This is a genomic window from Pantoea eucrina, from assembly GCF_001691555.1.
GTDB classification, from domain to species: domain Bacteria; phylum Pseudomonadota; class Gammaproteobacteria; order Enterobacterales; family Enterobacteriaceae; genus Pantoea; species Pantoea borealis.
The window spans coordinates 190,415-208,455 of sequence record NZ_MAYN01000008.1 but is presented as its reverse complement, the minus strand read 5'-3'; the positions used below and the strand labels follow the sequence as shown (position 1 = coordinate 208,455).

Genomic DNA, 18,041 nt, shown 5'->3' with positions numbered 1-18,041 from the left:
CTGCTCCCCGCCCTAAAGGGCGAGGATTCCTACTTCAACGCAACCTACCTAAGCCGCATTACGCGGCTTTAGGGTTTACAGTCGCTCCGTGGGCTAACGCGGTCAGCCCGACCGCTTTTATATTCTTCGCAGCGTTTACGTCACGATCATGGTTAGCCCCGCACTCAGGGCAGATCCACGAACGAACGTTAAGCGCCATCTTTGGCATGGTATAGCCGCAACCGCTACAGCGTTTTGAGGACGGGAAAAACTGGTCAATGGCGACCACGGATCGCCCCGACCATTCGCCCTTATATTCAAGCTGGCGCACGAATTCACCCCAGCTTGCGTCTGCTATCGCTTTGGATAACTTCGGGTTACGGATCATGTTCTTCACTTTCAGGGATTCGACGCAAACAACTTGGTTTTCGTTAATGAGCTTGCGGGATAGCTTGTGCAAGTTATCCAGGCGGCAATCAGCAATTTTCACGTGAATGCGGGCGACTTTGGCGCGGGCTTTGGCGCGGTTCTTTGAGCCTTTTTGTTTCTTGCTCAAACGTCGCTGTAGCAGGGCTAATCGCTTCGCATATTTAGCAGTATGGCGGGGATTGCCGGTTTTGAATCCGGTATCGGTGACGAACAAATCTTTTAAACCAACATCAATGCCGACCGTGGACGCGGTGATCGGAAGTGATACAGGTTCAAACTCGCAGAGGCACGAAACAAAGTAGCGCCCCGCTGAATCTTTGGACACGGTGACGGTAGACGGCACGGACGGCAAAGAGCGACTCCAGCGCACGTCTAAAGGCGCTTTGCTCTTTGCCATGTACAACTTGCCGTCGCGGTATTTAAACGCGGCATCCGTCAGCGTAGCGGCCTGTTTATGGCGCTTGCTTTTGAATGTCGGATACTTTGCCCGACCTGCAAAGAAGTTAGAAAAGGCGGCTTGTTGGTGGCGCAAGGCTTGCTGTAGTGGCACGCTGGAAACGTCATTGAGCCAGGCAAAATCTGGCTCTTTTTTCAGTGCGGTTAATCGTGCGCTGGCTTGTGTATAGCCGATCTTCTCTTGCCGTTCGTAATAAGCATCGGTGCGCCAGCGCAAGATGCTGTTATAGACAAAACGCACACAACCGAACGTTTGAGCCAGTAACTCAATCTGATCGGGTGTTGGATAGAATCTGTATTTATATGCGCGTTTCATGCTTTACATATTATGGCGCATTATGTAAGAAGGTCAAGGAATGTTACGCAGTTACCGCGCTTATATCCCCGCCCGATTGGGCGAGGTCTTACGCGCAAATTGATAATCATAGGCGGAACCTTTGCGCCGCTCCGTCAGGTAGCGGTAAACTTTACGCCATATTTTCTCAACAGACGGAAACAACGGATGACCAGACATTTTGACTACCTCGCTATCGGCGGCGGCAGCGGCGGCATCGCCTCCATTAATCGTGCAGCCATGCACGGCCAGACGTGTGCGCTGATCGAAGCGAAAGAGCTGGGTGGCACCTGCGTTAACGTCGGTTGCGTGCCGAAAAAGGTCATGTGGCATGCGGCGCAGATCGCCGAAGCTATTCACCTGTACGGACCGGATTATGGCTTTGACACCACGGTGAATCGCTTTGACTGGGCCACGCTGGTAAAAAACCGCAGCGCCTATATCGATCGCATTCACAGCTCCTATGACAACGTACTGGGCAAAAACAAGGTCGAGGTCATCAAAGGCTTTGCCCGCTTTGTGGATGCGCACACGGTGGAAGTGAATGGTGAAACGATCACCGCCGATCATATCCTGATCGCCACCGGCGGACGCCCGGTGCGCCCTGCTGTGCCGGGTGCAGAATATGGCATCGATTCTGACGGTTTCTTTGAGCTGGAATCTTTGCCGCGGCGCGTGGCCGTCGTGGGTGCAGGCTATATTGCCGTTGAGCTGGCAGGCGTGGTCAATGCGCTGGGCGCGGAAACGCATCTGTTTGTGCGTAAACACGCTCCGCTGCGCAGTTTTGATCCGCTATTGAGTGAAACGCTGGTGGAGGTGATGCAGGCGGAAGGCCCGCAGCTGCACACCGAAGCGACGCCAAAAGCCGTGGTGAAAAATGCCGACGGCAGCCTGACGCTGCAGCTGGAAAATGGCAGCGAACAGACGGTGGATTGCCTGGTCTGGGCCGTGGGCCGCGAACCGGCGACCGATAATCTCAACCTTGACGTGACCGGCGTTGCGCTTGATGAGAAAGGCTATATTCGGGTCGATAAGTTTCAGAATACCAGCGTTACCGGCATTTATGCGGTGGGCGATAACACCGGTGCCGTCGAGCTGACGCCGGTGGCAGTAGCGGCAGGCCGCCGCCTCTCTGAGCGTCTGTTTAACAACAAGCCGGATGAGCATCTCGACTACAGCAATGTCCCGACCGTGGTATTCAGCCATCCGCCTATCGGCACGGTGGGCCTGACCGAACCGCAGGCGCGTGAGCAGTATGGCGACGATCAGGTGAAGGTCTATAAATCCTCATTTACCGCCATGTATACCGCGGTCACGCAGCATCGCCAGCCGTGCCGCATGAAGCTGGTCTGCGTCGGCCCGGAAGAGAAGATTGTTGGTATTCACGGCATCGGTAGCGGCATGGATGAGATGCTGCAGGGCTTTGCCGTGGCGCTGAAGATGGGTGCCACGAAAAAAGATTTCGACAATACCGTGGCGATTCACCCTACCGCAGCGGAAGAGTTTGTGACGATGCGTTAACAAAAAGGCGCCCGGACGGGCGCCTTTTTTGATCACAATGGCCTATTACCAGGAGACGGTAATTTTGCCAAAGTGGCTGGCACCCTGCTGATGACGGAACGCCGCCGGCAGCTCGTCAAGCGCCGCAAAATGTTCACCAATCACCGGCCGGACCGCAATCTGCTCCAGCGCACGTACAAACTCCTGCTGCTGACGACGATGACCCACAATCAGCCCCTGGATCCGCGCCTGCTTCGCCATTAACAGCGAGGTCGGGATCACACCCTCATGGCCGGTCAGTACGCCAATCAGCGCGATATGTCCGCCGATGCGCACTGCTTTGATCGACTCTGCCATGGTGCCGGGTCCGCCCAGTTCAATCACCACGTCCGCACCGACACCCTCCGTCAGCTGCTGTACTTCGCTGCCCCAGCCGGGCGTGGTGCGATAGTTGATACCGGCATCGGCGCCCAGCTCGCGCGCACGCGCCAGCTTTTCATCAGAAGAGGACGTGACAATCACCCGTGCACCCATCGCCTTAGCAATCTGCAGTGCGGTGATAGAGACACCGCCGGTGCCGAGCGTAACGATGGTATCACCCGCTTTGATCTGTGCATCCCCCACCAGCGCCCGCCACGCCGTCAGCCCGGAGGTGGTGATAGTCGCCGCTTCGGCATGGCTCCAGCCGCGCGGTGCCAGCGTAAAGTGATGCGCCGGACGCACCACGATTTCAGCGGCAAAGCCGTGGGCACCATCCCCTGGCGTACGGGTAAAGTCACCCACGCGGGCGTAAGGCAGGCCATCCTGCCACTGCGGGAAAAAGCAGGAGACCACATGGTCGCCGGGCCGGAATTCGCTGACGCTGCTGCCCACCTCTTCCACAACGCCGGCGCCGTCCGCCATCATGATGCGCCCTGCTTCAGTCGGGATCGAGCCGTCTGCGACCAGCAGATCGTGATAGTTAAGTGAGGTGGCGTGGATACGGACGCGGATCTCATCAGCAGCGGGCTTGCCAGGATCGGGCAGATCCACCTGCTGCAGATTATCCAGGCCGCCGGGCTGGTTAAGAATCATCGCTTTCATTCGCTTTTCTCCTGTCAGAACACACAATAACGCGCTACCGGTTACTGAGTGTGGCAGTGCAACAGCATTCGTGCCTGGTAAGGTGTGCGGCAGACACGCCGCAGCGATCAGCTCAGTTTATCAAGCCAGCGCACATACGCCTGGTCCCAGAGCGCAGCAGGCGTGCCCGCTTTACCCAGACCAAAGCCGTGCCCGCCGCTGCTAAGCTCAATCAGCTCAACCGGTACGCGCATGCGCCGGCAGACGTCGCGCATCAGTTCGGTGTTGTAGGGATTAGAGGTGCGATCGTCCTCCGCCTGGGCGAGAAACGTCGGTGGATAGGCGCGGGTGACATAGTTTTGCACTGACCAGTTTGCCGCCTGAGTCGCGGTGGCATGTGCCCCCACCATCATCAGGCGGGTCTGCGTATGCTGAAACGGCGCTTCCAGCGTGATCACCGGATAGATAAGCCCTACGCTGCTGGCCGACGGCACGATCTCATCCAGCGCGTCCTGCTGCGGATAGGTGCGAAAATCAGGCCGCGCGGCGGCCATGCCCATCAGATGACCTCCGGCCGAAAAGCCGAGCAGGTGCACGTTCGACTCCATTGCGCGCACCATGCGAATGGCGCGCTGCGCATCCTGCAGCGGTGCCAGATTGCCCGCCTGCCACTTCTCACCGGGCAGGCGATAGCTCAGCACATAGGCGGTATAGCCATTGGCATTCAGCCAGCGCGCAACCGGCCACGCCTCCCGGCCCATACCGATAAAGCGATAACCGCCGCCTGCGGCAATCAGCACCGCCTCGCCGTTGGGATTCTCCGGACGAAAGCGCTGAATAGCGGGTGAAACGATGTTGGTCCATGAGCCTTTGGTGTTGACCCTCAACAAGCCAGACGGACCGCCACCGCCCGGCGGCTCATCCGGCCAGAGCGGAATGATGTCATCACGGGCAAACAGCTTGCCGGTGGTCATCGCGAGAACGGTTGCTCCGCTCGCCTGTAAAAAACGACGACGTGTCATCATGTTGCGTGCCAGCCACTCTCAGGAAACACCCGGCTCCGGGTCAGATTATTGGTGTGACGAAAGTCTGATTTCTATCCGGCGATAATGTACGCATTCCGCACCAAAAAGCCATAAAAAAACGCGCCGTAAAAGGCGCGTATAATGTGATTGTTACAGCTGCGGCGGCCTGCAGACCAAAGACGCGGCTTAATCCTGCTGCTGAAACTGCGTCATGACGGTCTGCTCGCACTGCTGCTGATCGTGACGCAGCTTACCGCGCTCTTCTTCACCCAGTTCCAGCCAGCCGTTGATCACTTCCTGTGCGATCTCTTCATCGAACTCAGGCTTGTTCATTGCAGAAGGCGACTGGCTGGCGGCCATTTGCGCTTTCAGCTTCGCGGTATAGCTCTCCATGTCACCAGTTTTCTGCTCGCTGCTGACCAGATGGCAGAGCTGACCAGCGTAGATATTCTCTTGTGCATCCGCCTCTTCCGCCAGCGCACCGGCAGAAAGGGTTAAGCCCATCAGGGCAATCAATAAGCGTTTCATAAAGGCTCCTGTTGTTTCCGGAAACTCAGGTTTCATCCTGTTGCGCGCGTGCCGCCTGACGGGCAGCACGCCAGTTTAAGAGCGGTGTCACTGTGATACCGTGCAGCACCACGCTGCATACTACAATGGTCAGGGCCATATCCACCATCTGCTGCGCTTCAGTGCCCTGCAGGCCGTGCACCCAGGCAAAAGCGATATAGTTGATACTGCCAATTCCGCGAATGCCGAGCCAGCCAATCAGCAGCCGGCGCGCGCGCGGCATTTCACAGCGCCAGGTAGTAAGCCAGACTGCCAGCGGTCGCACCACGATAAACAGCAGCAGCGCCAGGCCAATGCCCATCGGGTTCCAGTGGTGCGCCAGCGTAATGCCCAGCACAACCATCAGCGCGGCGGCCAGCAGGCGTTCCACCGTATCGCCAAATGAGAGCGCATCGCCAATCACCAGGCCCACGGATTTAACCATTCCGCCACCGCTCTGCCGTACGCGCTGATTGGGGTTCACCATAACCTCGGCCGGCAGATGTTGTTTCTCTTCCGGCAGATCTTCCAGCGGAAAACAGCGCGTTACGCGCAGTTCAGCGCGACGCAGGCCGACGCCTGCGGCGAAGGTCGCCAGAAAGCCAGAGGCATCCAGCGCCTGCGAGGCAGCATAGCTGAACGCAATAAGCGCCAGCGCAAGAAAATCGTTTGGCGCTACGTCATCGTGCGCGCTGCGCAGCCGCGCCGCCAGCTGGCCGATAATGCGCCCCAGCAGATAGCCAATCGCAATACCACCGCCAATAGACCAGAGCACATCCAGCGTCGCCCACTCCCCCAGGCTGGCGAGATCAAACCCTTCCGGGCGCATCAGCAGCAGCGCCAGGATCAGCAGCGGCAGCGCCGAACCATCGTTCATCCCCGCTTCGCTGGAGAGCGCAACGCGCAGTGCATCATCATCGCGCGCATCGTTGACTGAAATCAGGCTGGCCAGCACCGGATCGGTTGGCGCAACAATGGCGCCAAACGCCAGCGACAGCGGCCAGTTAAAACCGGTGATCCAGTGCACCAGGCACGCCATACCGCCCACCGTCAGCAGCATCGCCGGAAATGCCAGCCGCAGTCCGACCCGCCACGCGTGCGCTTTCAGCGGCAGACGCAGCTTCAGCCCGGTGATAAACAGCGACGCGGCCATCGTGATTTCGGTGATATGCGCCACCAGCTCAGAGTGACCCACAATATCGATACGCAGCAGATCCAGCACCCAAGGACCGCAGATAATCCCGGCGATAAGATAGAGGCCGAATGAGGTCACCGGTCCGCGATGGATCCAGCCGGAGGCCAGTGACATGATCAGTAACAGACCGCCGACAACGGCGGTCCAGGCAAGGAAATTCATAACGCTCCGCTTTTCAAAAACATAACTCTCTTAAGCCTGGCACATGATTGAAAATTAGTTTTTGAGGTGTGCGCTGCGCAGACGTACCAGCAGGGCCAGCAGTGCCGCCGCCGTTGCCAGCGTGACCACGCCGCTCCAGCCAAAATGCGCCAGGGCCAGGCTGCCCAGTGCCGCACCGGCGGCCATACCGACAAATATTACGGTAAACATCAGGGCATTCAGGCGACTGCGCGCCTCGGGTGCCAGACTGTAGACCAGCGTCTGATGCGCGACCAGCGTCGCCTGCACCCCCAGATCAAATCCCACCGTACTCAGGATAATCACGCCCGGCTGCGCCGGCAGCGGCAGCAGCGGCAGCAGGAACATCAGCGCGAACGACCCCATCACCAGCGCAGAGCCGTACTGTGTCACCCGCGCCGGACCGATGCGATCGGCCACGCTACCGGCCAGCGGGGCTGCCAGCGCCCCTGCCGCACCCGCCAGGCCAAACGCGCCCGCAACGGCACTGTCGAAATGAAAGCGCTCGCTCAGCATCAGCGCCAGCGTGGACCAGAAGGCGCTGAACCCCACGGATAACAGTCCCTGTGCCAGCGCGGCGCGGCGCAGCGTCTGATGCTGACGCCACAGCTGCGCCAGCGACAGCAGCAGGCGCGGATAGCTGACGGCGGTACCAGGTGTGAAGCGCGGCAGCACGCGCCAGAGTGCCAGCGTCATCAGCAGCATAGCGCCCGCGGCGATAAAATAGAGCGTACGCCAGCCGGCATACTCCGCCACCAGACCGCTGATCACCCGCGACAGCAGAATACCCGCCAGCAACCCGGTCATTACCACGCCAACCGCCCTGCCGCGGCGATGCTCAGGTGCCAGCGCGGCAGAAGCGGGCACAATATCCTGTGCCACGGTGGCGGTCAGTCCGGTCACAAAGCTGGCGATCAGCAGCGCGCCGATCCCGCCGGCAAACCCGCACAGCAGCAGCGAGGCCACCAGCAGTAATCCCTTAATCAGAATAATGGTGCGCCGGTCATGGCGATCGCCCAGCGGGGCCAGCAGCAGGATCCCCAGCGCATAGCCCGCCTGCGTCAGCATCGGCACCATACCGGTGCTGCTGATGCCGGTGTTAAATGTTTTACTGATGATATCCAGCATGGGCTGGCTGTAATAAATAGAAGCGACGCTCAGCCCGGCACCGGCGGCAAGCGTAAACAGCAGCGGAGCGGGAAGCGTTTCTGCGCGACGGGCAGATGAGGATAAAACAGACATGGGCAGTTCTCCTGAAAAGTTGCATCCAGTAAAGCGCACGGCAGCCATACGCGGTAGAGTGCGGTAACACACAACTGTTATGCATGACACGTATGAACAACCTGACCAGTACCGATCGTATCGCCCTGATGCAGACCTTTATCCGTATCGTTGAGAGTGGCTCTCTCTCTGCCGCCGCGCGGCAGCTCAGCATCACACAGCCCACCATCAGCCGCCGTCTGCAGGCGCTGGAGCACTATCTCGGCCTGAAGCTGATACTGCGCACCACACATGCGCTTAAACTGACGGATGACGGGGAGCGCTGCTATACGCAGGCGCGACAGTTAATGGCCACGTGGTATGCGCTGGAAGATGAGCTGACCGGGTCGCATGATGAACCGGCGGGCACGCTGCGGGTACGCGCGCCGCACGCCTTCGGACAGGATCAGCTGATTACGCCACTGGTGACCTGGCTGCAGCGCTACCCGCGTCTGAATGTGGAGTGGATGCTCAACGATCGCACGCCGGACTTTATCCGTGAAAATATTGATTGTGCGATTCAGGTTGGCGCGCCCGACGATCCGGGCATTGTGGCCGTGCTGCTGGCCGAGGTGCCGCGTATTGTGGTGGCGGCGCCGGCGCTGCTGGCCGCCCATCCCCCGGTGACGCAGACCGATGAACTGGCACAGCTGCCGTGGCTGGCGCTGACCAGCTTTTATCGCAATGAGATTGCGCTGCAACGCGTCAGCGATAGCGCAATGGTAAGTCTGGCTATCGCGCCGCGGCTCGCCAGCGACAGCCTCTATGCCGTGCGCAAGGCCGCGCTGGCCGGAATGGGCGCTGCGGTGGTGTCATCGTGGGTCGTGCAGGACGATCTGGCATCCGGCGCGCTGGTGCAGCTGCTGCCGGCGTGGCAGGCACCGCCGCTGCCGGTCTGGCTGACCTATCCGTGGGCCAGCTACTATCCGGCAAGGCTGCGCCATTTTTTTACGCTGATCAAAGCGGTGATGCCGCAGCTGCTGGGTACCCGGCCGCCGGCACGCTGAGCCGGTCAGTCAGCCTTCTTTTTCTCCATCTTTGACATGTTATCCAGCCAGCCCATAACAAACGCGGAGAGCACAAAGGTCAGATGGATGATCACGTACCACATCAGTTTGTCGTTGGCGACGTTGCGCGCATCCATAAAGATGCGCAGCAGATGGATAGAGGAGATCGCGACAATGGAGGCGGCGACTTTATTTTTAAGCGAGCCGGAGTCCATCTTGCCCAGCCAGCTCAGCTTCTCTTTGTGTTCGGCGATATCGAGCTTCGAGACAAAGTTTTCATAGCCGGAGAGCATCACCATCACCAGCAGCCCCCCGACCAGCGTCATGTCAACCAGCGACAGCAGCAGCAGGATCAGATCGTTTTCCGCAATGCTGAGGATGTTCGGCAGCAGATGGAAAATTTCCTGAAAAAATTTAACGGTCAGCGCCAGCAGGCCCAGCGAAAGTCCAATGTAAACCGGTGCCAGCAGCCAGCGTGATGAATACATCAGGTTTTCGGTAAAACGTTCCATAAGTTTCCATAAGTTAGCAGCGAAGCTGCCGAGTATACCCGAACTTGCGTGAAGTTATTTAAGCGCGGCCTCGGAAATTTCCGGCGGCGCCGGGAGCGGCAGCGACAGGCGAAATTCAGCCCCGCCGCTGGCACGGTTTTCCGCCCAGATGCGTCCGCGATGCGCTTCGGTGATGGTCTTGCTGATTGCCAGCCCCAGCCCGACCCCTGGTACGGCAGACTCTTTATCGCCCCGGGCAAACTTATCAAAAATCTGCGTCAGGCTGTCGCCCGCGATGCCCGGCCCGCTGTCCCAGACGCCGATTTCGAGCCGGCTGCCGTCGCGCCAGGCGCGAATACCGTGCTGCGCCGCGTTACCGGCATACTTCAGGCTGTTCTCAATCAGATTGGAAAATACCCGCTCCAGCATCGCGCTGTCGCCTTTAATCAGGACCAGCTCCGACGGCAGCGCCAGCTCAAACGCGTGGCCTTTCAGCATCGGCCCCATGCTGCGCAGCGCGCCATCGATCACCTCATCCAGCGCCACCCACTCTTCGCGCAGCTGCAGGCCGCCGGACTGAATGCGCGCCATATCCAGCATATTGCTGACCAGGCGAATCGTGCTCAGCGTCTGCTCACGGATCTGGCCGGCCTGCGCGACAAACGGCGACTGCGCATGCGCAAGGTCGAGCATCAGCATCTCTGCCTGACCAAACAGCACCGTCAGCGGCGTGCGCAGATCGTGTGACAGCGCTGACAGCAGCGCATTGCGCAGCTGCTCCCGCTCTGCTGCGAGGCGCGACGCCGCTTCGCTCTGCGTCAGCGCCATGCGCTCCAGCGCGTTGGCGATCAGCACGGTAAACGTCTCCACCAGCCGCTGCTGCTCCGGGATCATCAGCTGGCGCAGGTTCTCCGGCTCGACCACCAGCAGACCCCGGCACTGCTGACCGCTCTTCAGCGGCACAATCTGATAGGGCACAGCCGGCAGCGTATCGGTGCCGGCACCGGCGGGCTGGCCTTTGCTGTAGCTCCATTTTGCGATCCCGGCATCGGGCGGCGTGCCGCGTAAATCTGGTCCGGTCGCCTGCAGCTCCCCCTGCTCATCGGGCAGCAGCAGCTGACTGCGCGCCTGCAGCGTCACCTCAATGACCCGCTGTGCGGTAGCGGCAATATCCTGCGGCGTCAGCGCGCTGCCGAGCGATTTTGCCATCTCATAAAGGTAGCGGGCGCGCTGCTCGCGATAGCGCGCCACCCTGGCCTGATAGCGCACCCCGGCGGTGAGATTTCCGACGATCACGCCGACCGCCAGCATCACGCCAAAGGTGACCAGATACTGCAGGTCAGAAACGGCGACGGTGCCGGTGGGCGCGACAAACATCAGATCAAACGCGAGAACATTAATTACGGTGGCAAACACCGAGGGCCAGCGCCCGTAGCGCAGCGCCACCAGCACCACCGACAGCAGATAGATCATGACGGCATTGGCGCTGTCGAACTCCGCAAGCAGGCCGCGCCCGATAAACGTTACCGCAAGGCAGAGCAGCAGCGCCATGACGCAGCCGCGCAGCCGCAGCCGCCACTTATCGCTGCTGGCCGGTTTGCTGCTGGCCGCATGCAGCGCCGGACGCAGCGGCTCATCCAGCGCCACAACCAGCAGATCGAGATCCGGCCCCAGCTCGCCGAGACGCTGGGCGAAGCTGTCGCGCCGGAAGCGCCGGTGCGGCTGGCGTCCGGCAACAATTTTGCCCAGATTATGCTCGCGCGCGTAGCGCAGCACCGCGCGCACTTCATCCGGATCGGCGAGCGTGGCGGTTTCTGCGCCCAGCTCCTGCGCCAGCTGCAGCGTACGCAGGATCGCGCGCCGCTGCGTCTCCGGCAGGCGATGCAGGCGCGGGGTTTCCACATAAATGGCGTGCCAGACGCTGCCGAGCCGCGCCGCCAGACGCGCAGCGGTGCGCACCAGCTTTTCGCTGCCGGTGTCATCACCAATACAGAGTAAAATCGCATCCCGGGTATGCCAGACCCGATCGCGTCCCTGCTGATCACGCCAGGCGCGCATCTGATCGTCCACGCGATCGGCAGTACGGCGCAGCGCCAGTTCACGCAGCGCAAACAGGTTGCCCTTGCGGAAAAAGTTTTCAATCGCGCGTTCGGCCCGGTCGCCGATGTAGACCTTGCCCTCTTTCAGCCGCTGACGCAGATCGTCCGGCGGCAGGTCCACCAGCACGACCTCATCCGCGCTGTCGAAAAAGGGATCGGGCACGGTTTCGCGCACCTGGATCCCGGTAATTCCGGCCACCACGTCATTCAGGCTTTCGAGATGCTGTACGTTAACCGTGGTAATGACATCGATGCCGGCATCAAGCAGCTCGTCAATATCCTGCCAGCGTTTAGGATGGCGCGCGCCCTGCACGTTGGTATGCGCCAGCTCATCCATCAGGATCACCGCCGGGTGACGCGCCAGTGCCGCGTCCAGATCGAACTCCGTATGGTGTGAGCGACCGGCGGCGCGGCGCGGCAGCAGCGTCAGGCCATCAAGCAGCGCCGCCGTTTCTGCGCGATTATGGGTCTCCACAATACCGGCCAGCACATCCAGCCCCTGCGCACGCAGCCGCTGCGCCTCCTGCAGCATCGCAAAGGTTTTACCTACGCCGGCACAGGCACCAAAATAAATTTTCAGCTTGCCGCGATGCCCGTCCTGCTGCATCAGCAGCAGCGCGTCGGGATCGGGCCGGGACAGTTCATCATTCATGTCGTTCAAAGAGTGAGTTCCGTACCATCATTGAAACGGTCGCCATGAAGGGTGACCCTACAGTGTCGGGTGCGCATGAATGCGCACCGGATTCAAATTATCCAGCGCCAGATTGAGCCGCAGTACGTTAACGGTCTCTTCACCGATAAACGGCAGCAGCGGACGCACGGTAAGCTGCGCAATCAGCGCGGTCACCTGGGCCGGTGTGATACCGCGTGCCGCCGCAATGCGCGGCGCCTGCCAGCGCGCGGCCGCAGGTGAAATATCGGGATCCAGCCCGCTGGCGGACGCGGTGACCAGCTCAACCGGCACGGCAGCCGCCGCCTGCGGGTTTGCTGCCCGCAGTGCGGCCACGCGCGCCGCGACGGCACTGTCCAGCGCCGGGTTACTCCCGGCCAGGTTGCTGCCGCCGGAGGCCCGGGCGTTATAAGGATGCTCTGCCGTGGCCGATGGCCGTCCCTGGAAATAGCCGGGCTGAGTGAACAGCTGCCCAATCAGCGCCGAGCCGCGCACGCTGCCCGCCTGCTCCAGCAGCGAACCGCTCGCCTGCTGCGGAAACCACCACTGTGCCAGCCCGGTGGTCAGCAGCGGATAGAGTGCACCGGTGAACAGCATCAGCACCATAAACAATACAACAGCCGGACGTAACTGACTCATCTCTCTTCTCCTTATACCAGGCCTGACAGCGTGAGCAGCAGGTCAATCGCTTTGATACCGATAAAAGGCACCACCAGCCCGCCCGCACCGTAAATCCACAGATTGCGTCGCAGCAGCGCCGCCGCGCTCATCGGCCGGTAGCTCACCCCTTTCAGCGCCAGCGGAATAAGAAACACAATCACCAGGGCGTTAAACATCACCGCCGACAAAATCGCCGAGGCGGGAGAGTGCAGCGCCATGACGTTGAGCATGTTGAGCTGCGGGTAGGTCACGGCAAACGCCGCCGGAATAATGGCAAAATATTTTGCCACGTCGTTGGCGATGCTGAAGGTGGTCAGCGAGCCCCGCGTCATCAGCATCTGTTTACCGATATGCACCACCTCCAGCAGTTTGGTCGGATTAGAGTCGAGATCGACCATGTTCCCTGCCTCTTTCGCCGCCTGGGTGCCGGAATTCATCGCCACCGCGACGTCCGCCTGCGCCAGCGCAGGCGCATCGTTGGTGCCGTCGCCGGTCATTGCCACCAGCCGGCCTTCTGACTGATACTGACGGATCAGCGCCAGCTTGGCTTCCGGCGTCGCCTCTGACAGAAAATCATCCACGCCTGCTTCCGCCGCGATAGCCGCTGCGGTCAGCGGGTTGTCGCCGGTGATCATCACGGTTTTGATCCCCATCCGGCGCAGTTCAGCAAACCGTTCTTTAATGCCGCCTTTGACAATATCTTTCAGCGCCACCACGCCCAGAACCTGCGCACCTTCGGCCACCACCAGCGGCGTACCGCCGGCGCGTGCCACCTCCTCAACCCGGGCGTTGACCTCCGCCGGAAAACGTCCATTGCCGGCATCAATATAACGGCGCACGGCATCCACCGCGCCTTTGCGGATCAGCCGATTCTGCACGTTCACGCCGCTCATGCGGGTCTGGGCGGAAAAAGGGATAAAGCTGGCACCCATGGCGCTGAGATCGCGTTCGCGCAGGTTAAACCGCTGCTTTGCCAGCACCACAATACTGCGTCCTTCCGGCGTTTCATCGGCCAGCGAGGCGAGCTGTGCCGCATCCGCCAGCTGCTCTTCGCTGACGCCCGGCGCGGGCAGAAACTGCGTCGCCTGGCGATTACCGAGCGTGATGGTGCCGGTTTTATCCAGCAGCAGGACGTCGACATCCCCCGCCGCCTCTACGGCGCGTCCGCTGGTGGCAATCACGTTTGCCCCCAGCATGCGGCTCATGCCCGCGACACCAATGGCCGACAGCAGGCCACCAATCGTGGTAGGGATAAGGCAGACCAGCAGCGCCACCAGCACCGTTACGCTGACCGGCGTCCCGCCATACGCGGAAAACGGCCACAGCGTGGCGGTTGCCAGCAGAAATACGATGGTCAGTGAAACCAGCAGAATGGTCAGCGCGATCTCATTCGGGGTTTTGCGACGTTTTGCACCCTCCACCATAGCGATCATGCGATCGAGAAAGGTTTCACCCGGATTCACGCTGCACCGGATCACCAGCCAGTCAGACAGAATACGCGTGCCGCCGGTCACGGAAGCAAAATCACCGCCGGACTCGCGTATCACCGGCGCTGACTCACCGGTAATGGCGCTCTCATCCACCGACGCGCCGCCTTCCAGAACCTCGCCGTCGCAGGGGATCACATCTCCCGCTTCAGCCAGTACCACATCACCTTTGCGCAGCGTATCAGCAGAGGCTGGCTGCCATGCTGCCCCATAGTGCGGCGCCGCCAGCTTCTTCGCCTCGCTGGTTTTCTTTATGCCTTTCAGGCTGTTGGCCTGCGCTTTGCTGCGCCCTTCCGCCAGCGCTTCCGCAAAGCTGGCGAACAGCACGGTGATCCAGAGCCAGAAGGCAATTGCGGCGGTGAAGCCGGCGCTGCCGCTCAGCCAGCCGGCCAGCATGCCGGCGGCGAGCAGCGACGTCAGCACGCTGCCCAGCCACACCAGAAACATCACCGGATTGCGGAACTGCACGCGCGGATCGAGTTTTTTGACCGCATCCAGCAGCGCGGTGCGGGTCAGCTGTGCATCAAACAGCGCCAGATGTTGACGACTCATGATTGCGTTATTCCTGAATCAGTTGCAGATGTTCCGCGACCGGCCCAAGCGCCAGCGCGGGAATGAAGGTCAGCGCACCCACCAGCAGTACGGTGCCGATCAGCAGGCCGATAAACAGCGGGCCGTGCGTCGGCAGCGTCCCGTTGCCCGCGGGCTGCACGTTTTTCGCCGCCAGCGATCCGGCAATCGCCAGGACCGGAATGATGATGCCGAAGCGGCCCGCCAGCATGCAGACCCCGAGCAGCAGGTTCCAGAACGGCGTGCTGGCGCTGAGTCCGGCAAAGGCACTGCCGTTGTTATTTGCCGCAGACGACACCGCATAAAGCACCTCGCTGAAACCGTGAATGCCGGGGTTGGCCATCGCTGCGCGGCCGGCATCGGTCATCAGCGCCAGGGCAGTGCCCGACAGCACCAGCGCGGGCGTGACCAGGATCGCCAGCGCGGTCATTTTCATCTCCCACACGTCGATTTTTTTACCGCGATACTCCGGGGTGCGCCCGATCATCAGCCCGGCGATAAACACCGCCAGCAGGACAAACAGCAGCATGCCGTACAGCCCTGCACCCACGCCGCCGAACACCACTTCGCCCAGCTGCATCAGCCACATCGGTACCATGCCGCCCAGCGCGGTAAAGGAGTCGTGCATCGCATTGACCGCGCCGCAGGAGGCGGCCGTGGTGACCACCGCGAACAGGCCAGAGTTGAGTATGCCGAAGCGCGTCTCCTTGCCCTCCATGTTGAGCGCACTGTCAGCGCCCAGCGCCAGGAAATGCGGGTTGCCCCGCACCTCTGCCCACATCACCGCCGATGCGGCGAGGACAAACAGAATGCTCATGGTCCACAGCAGCATATGACCCTGACGACGATCGCCCAGGTGTTGCCCGAACGTAAAGCAGAGCGCCGCCGGGATCAGAAAAATGCTCAGCATCTGAACAACGTTGGTCAGCGCGGTTGGATTCTCAAACGGGTGTGCAGAGTTCGCGTTAAAGAACCCGCCGCCGTTGGTGCCGAGCATCTTGATGGCTTCCTGTGACGCCACCGGACCGAACGGCAGCGTCTGCTGTGCGCCTTCCAGCGTGGTCAGGGTGTGATAAGGCGCAAAGCTCTGGATCGTGCCCTGGCTGACATAAAACAGCGCAAGCACCAGGCTGAGCGGCAGCAGGACATAGAGCGTGATGCGCGTCAGATCACGCCAGGCGTTGCCGAGCGTGGCCAGCGAGCGGTTAGCAAAGCCGCGCATCAATGCAAACGCCACGGCGATACCGGTTGCCGCAGAGAGAACGTTTTGTACCGTCAGCCCCGCCATCTGGCTGAAGTAGCTCAGGCTGCTCTCACCGCCATACGCCTGCCAGTTAGTATTGGTGACAAAGCTTACGGCGGTGTTAAACGCCAGATCCCAGCTCAGGCCCGGCATCTGCTGCGGATTAAGCGGCAGCGTCCCCTGCAGCATCAGTATCGCCAGCAGCACCACAAAGCCGACGGCATTAAACAGCAGCAGCGCCAGCAGATAGTGCTGCCAGCGCATCGCCGCCTCCCCGGCGCCCGTCAGCTGCCACAGCAGGCGCTCGGTGCGCGGCAGCAGCGGTTTATCCGCGACCAGCCGCGCCAGAAAGCGCCCCAGCGGCTGCGCCAGCGCCATCAGCACCAGCAGAAACAGCGCGATCAGTAAAAAGGCATTCGCCGCCATCAGAATGCCTCCGCATTAAGCAGGGCATATACCAGATAGCCCAGCAACAAAATCAGCAGCACAATGCCCGCTATTACGCCCATGCTCACAGCAACCTCCGGAGTCATCAGTAGAGCGACAAGCATGCGCGGCGCGGTATAAAGAAGAGATAAAAAGGCGGAAGGCAGGCGTAAAGAAAGTATAAAAACAGCGGAAAATTAAGCGCTTTCCAGCGCCCAGACGCGATTAAGGTCAATGTTCTGCCACAGCGACCCCTCTTCAGCGCCGGTGATGCTGTCGGTGCAGAAGCTGTCGCCTAAATCGACAATTTCCGGTTTGACTTCGCGCCGGGCATGCAGCGACCAGAAGACGTGCAGCTTAGGCTTCAGCAGCGATTTTTCGCCCGCCTGCACCACCAGCGCGACCCGTCCCGACGCCAGCCGTACCAGCGATCCTACCGGATAAATGCCAATCGCCCGCACAAAACTGTGCAGCACTGCCGGGTCGAAATGGCCACGCCAGCTCAGCATGTTGTGCATCGCTTCTGCGGGCGTCCAGCCTTTACGATAGGGACGATGCGAGGTGAGCGCGTCATAAACATCACAGACGGAGGACATGCGGGCATAGAGTGTGATCTCCTCGCCGCGCAGGCCGTGCGGATAGCCGCTGCCGTCAAATTTTTCGTGGTGATGCAGCGCCACATCCAGCAGATCGTAGCCGGCATCCGCGTCCATCAGCATCTGTGCGCCAACAATCGGGTGTTCACGCATTACCGCGAACTCATCGTCGCTCAGTTTGCCGGGCTTATTGAGGATAGCCAGCGGCACCGCCGCCTTGCCGACATCGTGCAGCAGGCCAGCCATGCCCACGCGACGCAGCTGATCGGCTTCCAGCCCCAGTTTTTTACCGAGTGAGATCATCAGCCCGCACACCGCCATGGAGTGCAGATAGGTGTAATCATCATGATTTTTCAGGCGCGCCACGCTGAGCAGCGCCGAAGGTTCACGCGCAATCGATCCGGCTATCTGCTCAACCAGATCGAGCGTAAAGCTGAGGTCAAGCCGCTGGCCCATACGGGCTTCATTAAACATCGCCAGCACGCGCGGCTTGCCCTGGGCGAAAATCTGCTGCGCCTGATCCAGCTCGCGGAAAAAGGCACTTTCCGCTACCGGCGTTCTGACAGGCAGGCTGCGCGGGATCGGTACCGACTTATCGAGATCGATCCAGACATTGCGGATCCCTTCACTGCGGATCATGGCGATCTGGCGCTGGTCAGTAATCAGCATGAGGTTGCGGATGCGCAGATCTTTCAGCCACCAGACCTCAAGTTTGTGGATAAACATGCCCTCTTGCAGTTCGTCCACGGAAATCAGCTTTATCACACATACTCTCCTGACTCGCTGTGGATGGTCAGGAGGGGTATCGGCAGCTGATCAAAAAATC

15 protein-coding genes are annotated in these 18,041 nt (G+C 60.6%); 2 read left to right on the top strand and 13 right to left on the bottom strand.

Annotated features, from left to right (window positions below):
• Positions 1-58: 58 nt before the first annotated feature.
• Positions 59-1,180 (bottom strand): RNA-guided endonuclease InsQ/TnpB family protein, encoded by a 1,122-nt coding sequence (locus BBA90_RS07115; RefSeq protein WP_065648524.1) that lies wholly within the window; start codon positions 1,178-1,180, stop codon positions 59-61.
• Positions 1,181-1,366: 186 nt separating this feature from the next.
• Between BBA90_RS07115 and gorA the strand changes: the two genes are divergently transcribed.
• A complete protein-coding gene (gorA, locus tag BBA90_RS07110; RefSeq protein WP_065648523.1) occupies positions 1,367-2,719 on the top strand; it encodes a glutathione-disulfide reductase in 1,353 nt (450 codons plus the stop codon).
• A 45-nt stretch (positions 2,720-2,764) separates the two neighbouring features.
• On the opposite strand, the gene BBA90_RS07105 is transcribed toward gorA, so the two are convergent.
• The 5 genes from BBA90_RS07105 to BBA90_RS07085 all read right to left on the bottom strand — a co-directional run bounded on the left by BBA90_RS07105 (position 2,765) and on the right by BBA90_RS07085 (position 7,948).
• Entirely contained in the window at positions 2,765-3,781 is a 1,017-nt protein-coding gene (locus BBA90_RS07105; protein ID WP_065648522.1) for a zinc-dependent alcohol dehydrogenase family protein, read from the bottom strand.
• A gap of 107 nt (positions 3,782-3,888) precedes the next feature.
• The gene (locus tag BBA90_RS07100) at positions 3,889-4,785 is read right to left on the bottom strand and encodes an alpha/beta hydrolase (protein WP_065648521.1); all 897 of its coding nucleotides are present in this window, start codon (positions 4,783-4,785) and stop codon (positions 3,889-3,891) included.
• 186 nt (positions 4,786-4,971) lie between these two features.
• The gene (locus BBA90_RS07095; protein ID WP_065648520.1) at positions 4,972-5,313 is read right to left on the bottom strand and encodes a hypothetical protein; all 342 of its coding nucleotides are present in this window, start codon (positions 5,311-5,313) and stop codon (positions 4,972-4,974) included.
• A 25-nt stretch (positions 5,314-5,338) separates the two neighbouring features.
• Positions 5,339-6,688, bottom strand: a complete 1,350-nt coding sequence (locus BBA90_RS07090) for a cation:proton antiporter (protein WP_065648519.1) — start codon at positions 6,686-6,688, stop codon at positions 5,339-5,341.
• 54 nt (positions 6,689-6,742) lie between these two features.
• Positions 6,743-7,948: an MFS transporter gene (locus tag BBA90_RS07085; RefSeq protein ID WP_065648518.1), complete on the bottom strand. Its 1,206-nt coding sequence runs from the start codon at positions 7,946-7,948 to the stop codon at positions 6,743-6,745.
• Positions 7,949-8,040: 92 nt separating this feature from the next.
• Between BBA90_RS07085 and BBA90_RS07080 the strand changes: the two genes are divergently transcribed.
• Positions 8,041-8,973: a LysR family transcriptional regulator gene (locus BBA90_RS07080; RefSeq protein ID WP_065648517.1), complete on the top strand. Its 933-nt coding sequence runs from the start codon at positions 8,041-8,043 to the stop codon at positions 8,971-8,973.
• Between the two features lie 5 nt (positions 8,974-8,978).
• Here BBA90_RS07080 and BBA90_RS07075 read toward each other — a convergent pair whose 3' ends face one another.
• From BBA90_RS07075 to BBA90_RS07045, 7 genes are all read right to left on the bottom strand, one after another.
• Positions 8,979-9,485, bottom strand: a complete 507-nt coding sequence (locus tag BBA90_RS07075) for a TIGR00645 family protein (RefSeq protein ID WP_065648516.1) — start codon at positions 9,483-9,485, stop codon at positions 8,979-8,981.
• A gap of 54 nt (positions 9,486-9,539) precedes the next feature.
• On the bottom strand, positions 9,540-12,215 hold the full coding sequence (gene kdpD / locus BBA90_RS07070) for a two-component system sensor histidine kinase KdpD (protein ID WP_065648515.1): 2,676 nt from the start codon (positions 12,213-12,215) through the stop codon (positions 9,540-9,542).
• A gap of 57 nt (positions 12,216-12,272) precedes the next feature.
• Positions 12,273-12,872, bottom strand: a complete 600-nt coding sequence (kdpC, locus tag BBA90_RS07065; RefSeq protein WP_065648514.1) for a potassium-transporting ATPase subunit KdpC — start codon at positions 12,870-12,872, stop codon at positions 12,273-12,275.
• Positions 12,873-12,883: 11 nt separating this feature from the next.
• Complete coding sequence (gene kdpB, locus BBA90_RS07060) at positions 12,884-14,932, bottom strand: potassium-transporting ATPase subunit KdpB (RefSeq protein ID WP_065648513.1); 2,049 nt, start codon at positions 14,930-14,932, stop codon at positions 12,884-12,886.
• 7 nt (positions 14,933-14,939) lie between these two features.
• Positions 14,940-16,619 (bottom strand): potassium-transporting ATPase subunit KdpA, encoded by a 1,680-nt coding sequence (kdpA, locus tag BBA90_RS07055; RefSeq protein ID WP_065648512.1) that lies wholly within the window; start codon positions 16,617-16,619, stop codon positions 14,940-14,942.
• Entirely contained in the window at positions 16,619-16,708 is a 90-nt protein-coding gene (gene kdpF, locus BBA90_RS18945; RefSeq protein WP_139074177.1) for a K(+)-transporting ATPase subunit F, read from the bottom strand. The genes kdpA and kdpF overlap by 1 nt, the downstream gene beginning before the upstream one ends.
• A gap of 108 nt (positions 16,709-16,816) precedes the next feature.
• Positions 16,817-17,980 (bottom strand): HD-GYP domain-containing protein, encoded by a 1,164-nt coding sequence (locus BBA90_RS07045; RefSeq protein WP_065648510.1) that lies wholly within the window; start codon positions 17,978-17,980, stop codon positions 16,817-16,819.
• Positions 17,981-18,041: the final 61 nt, after the last annotated feature.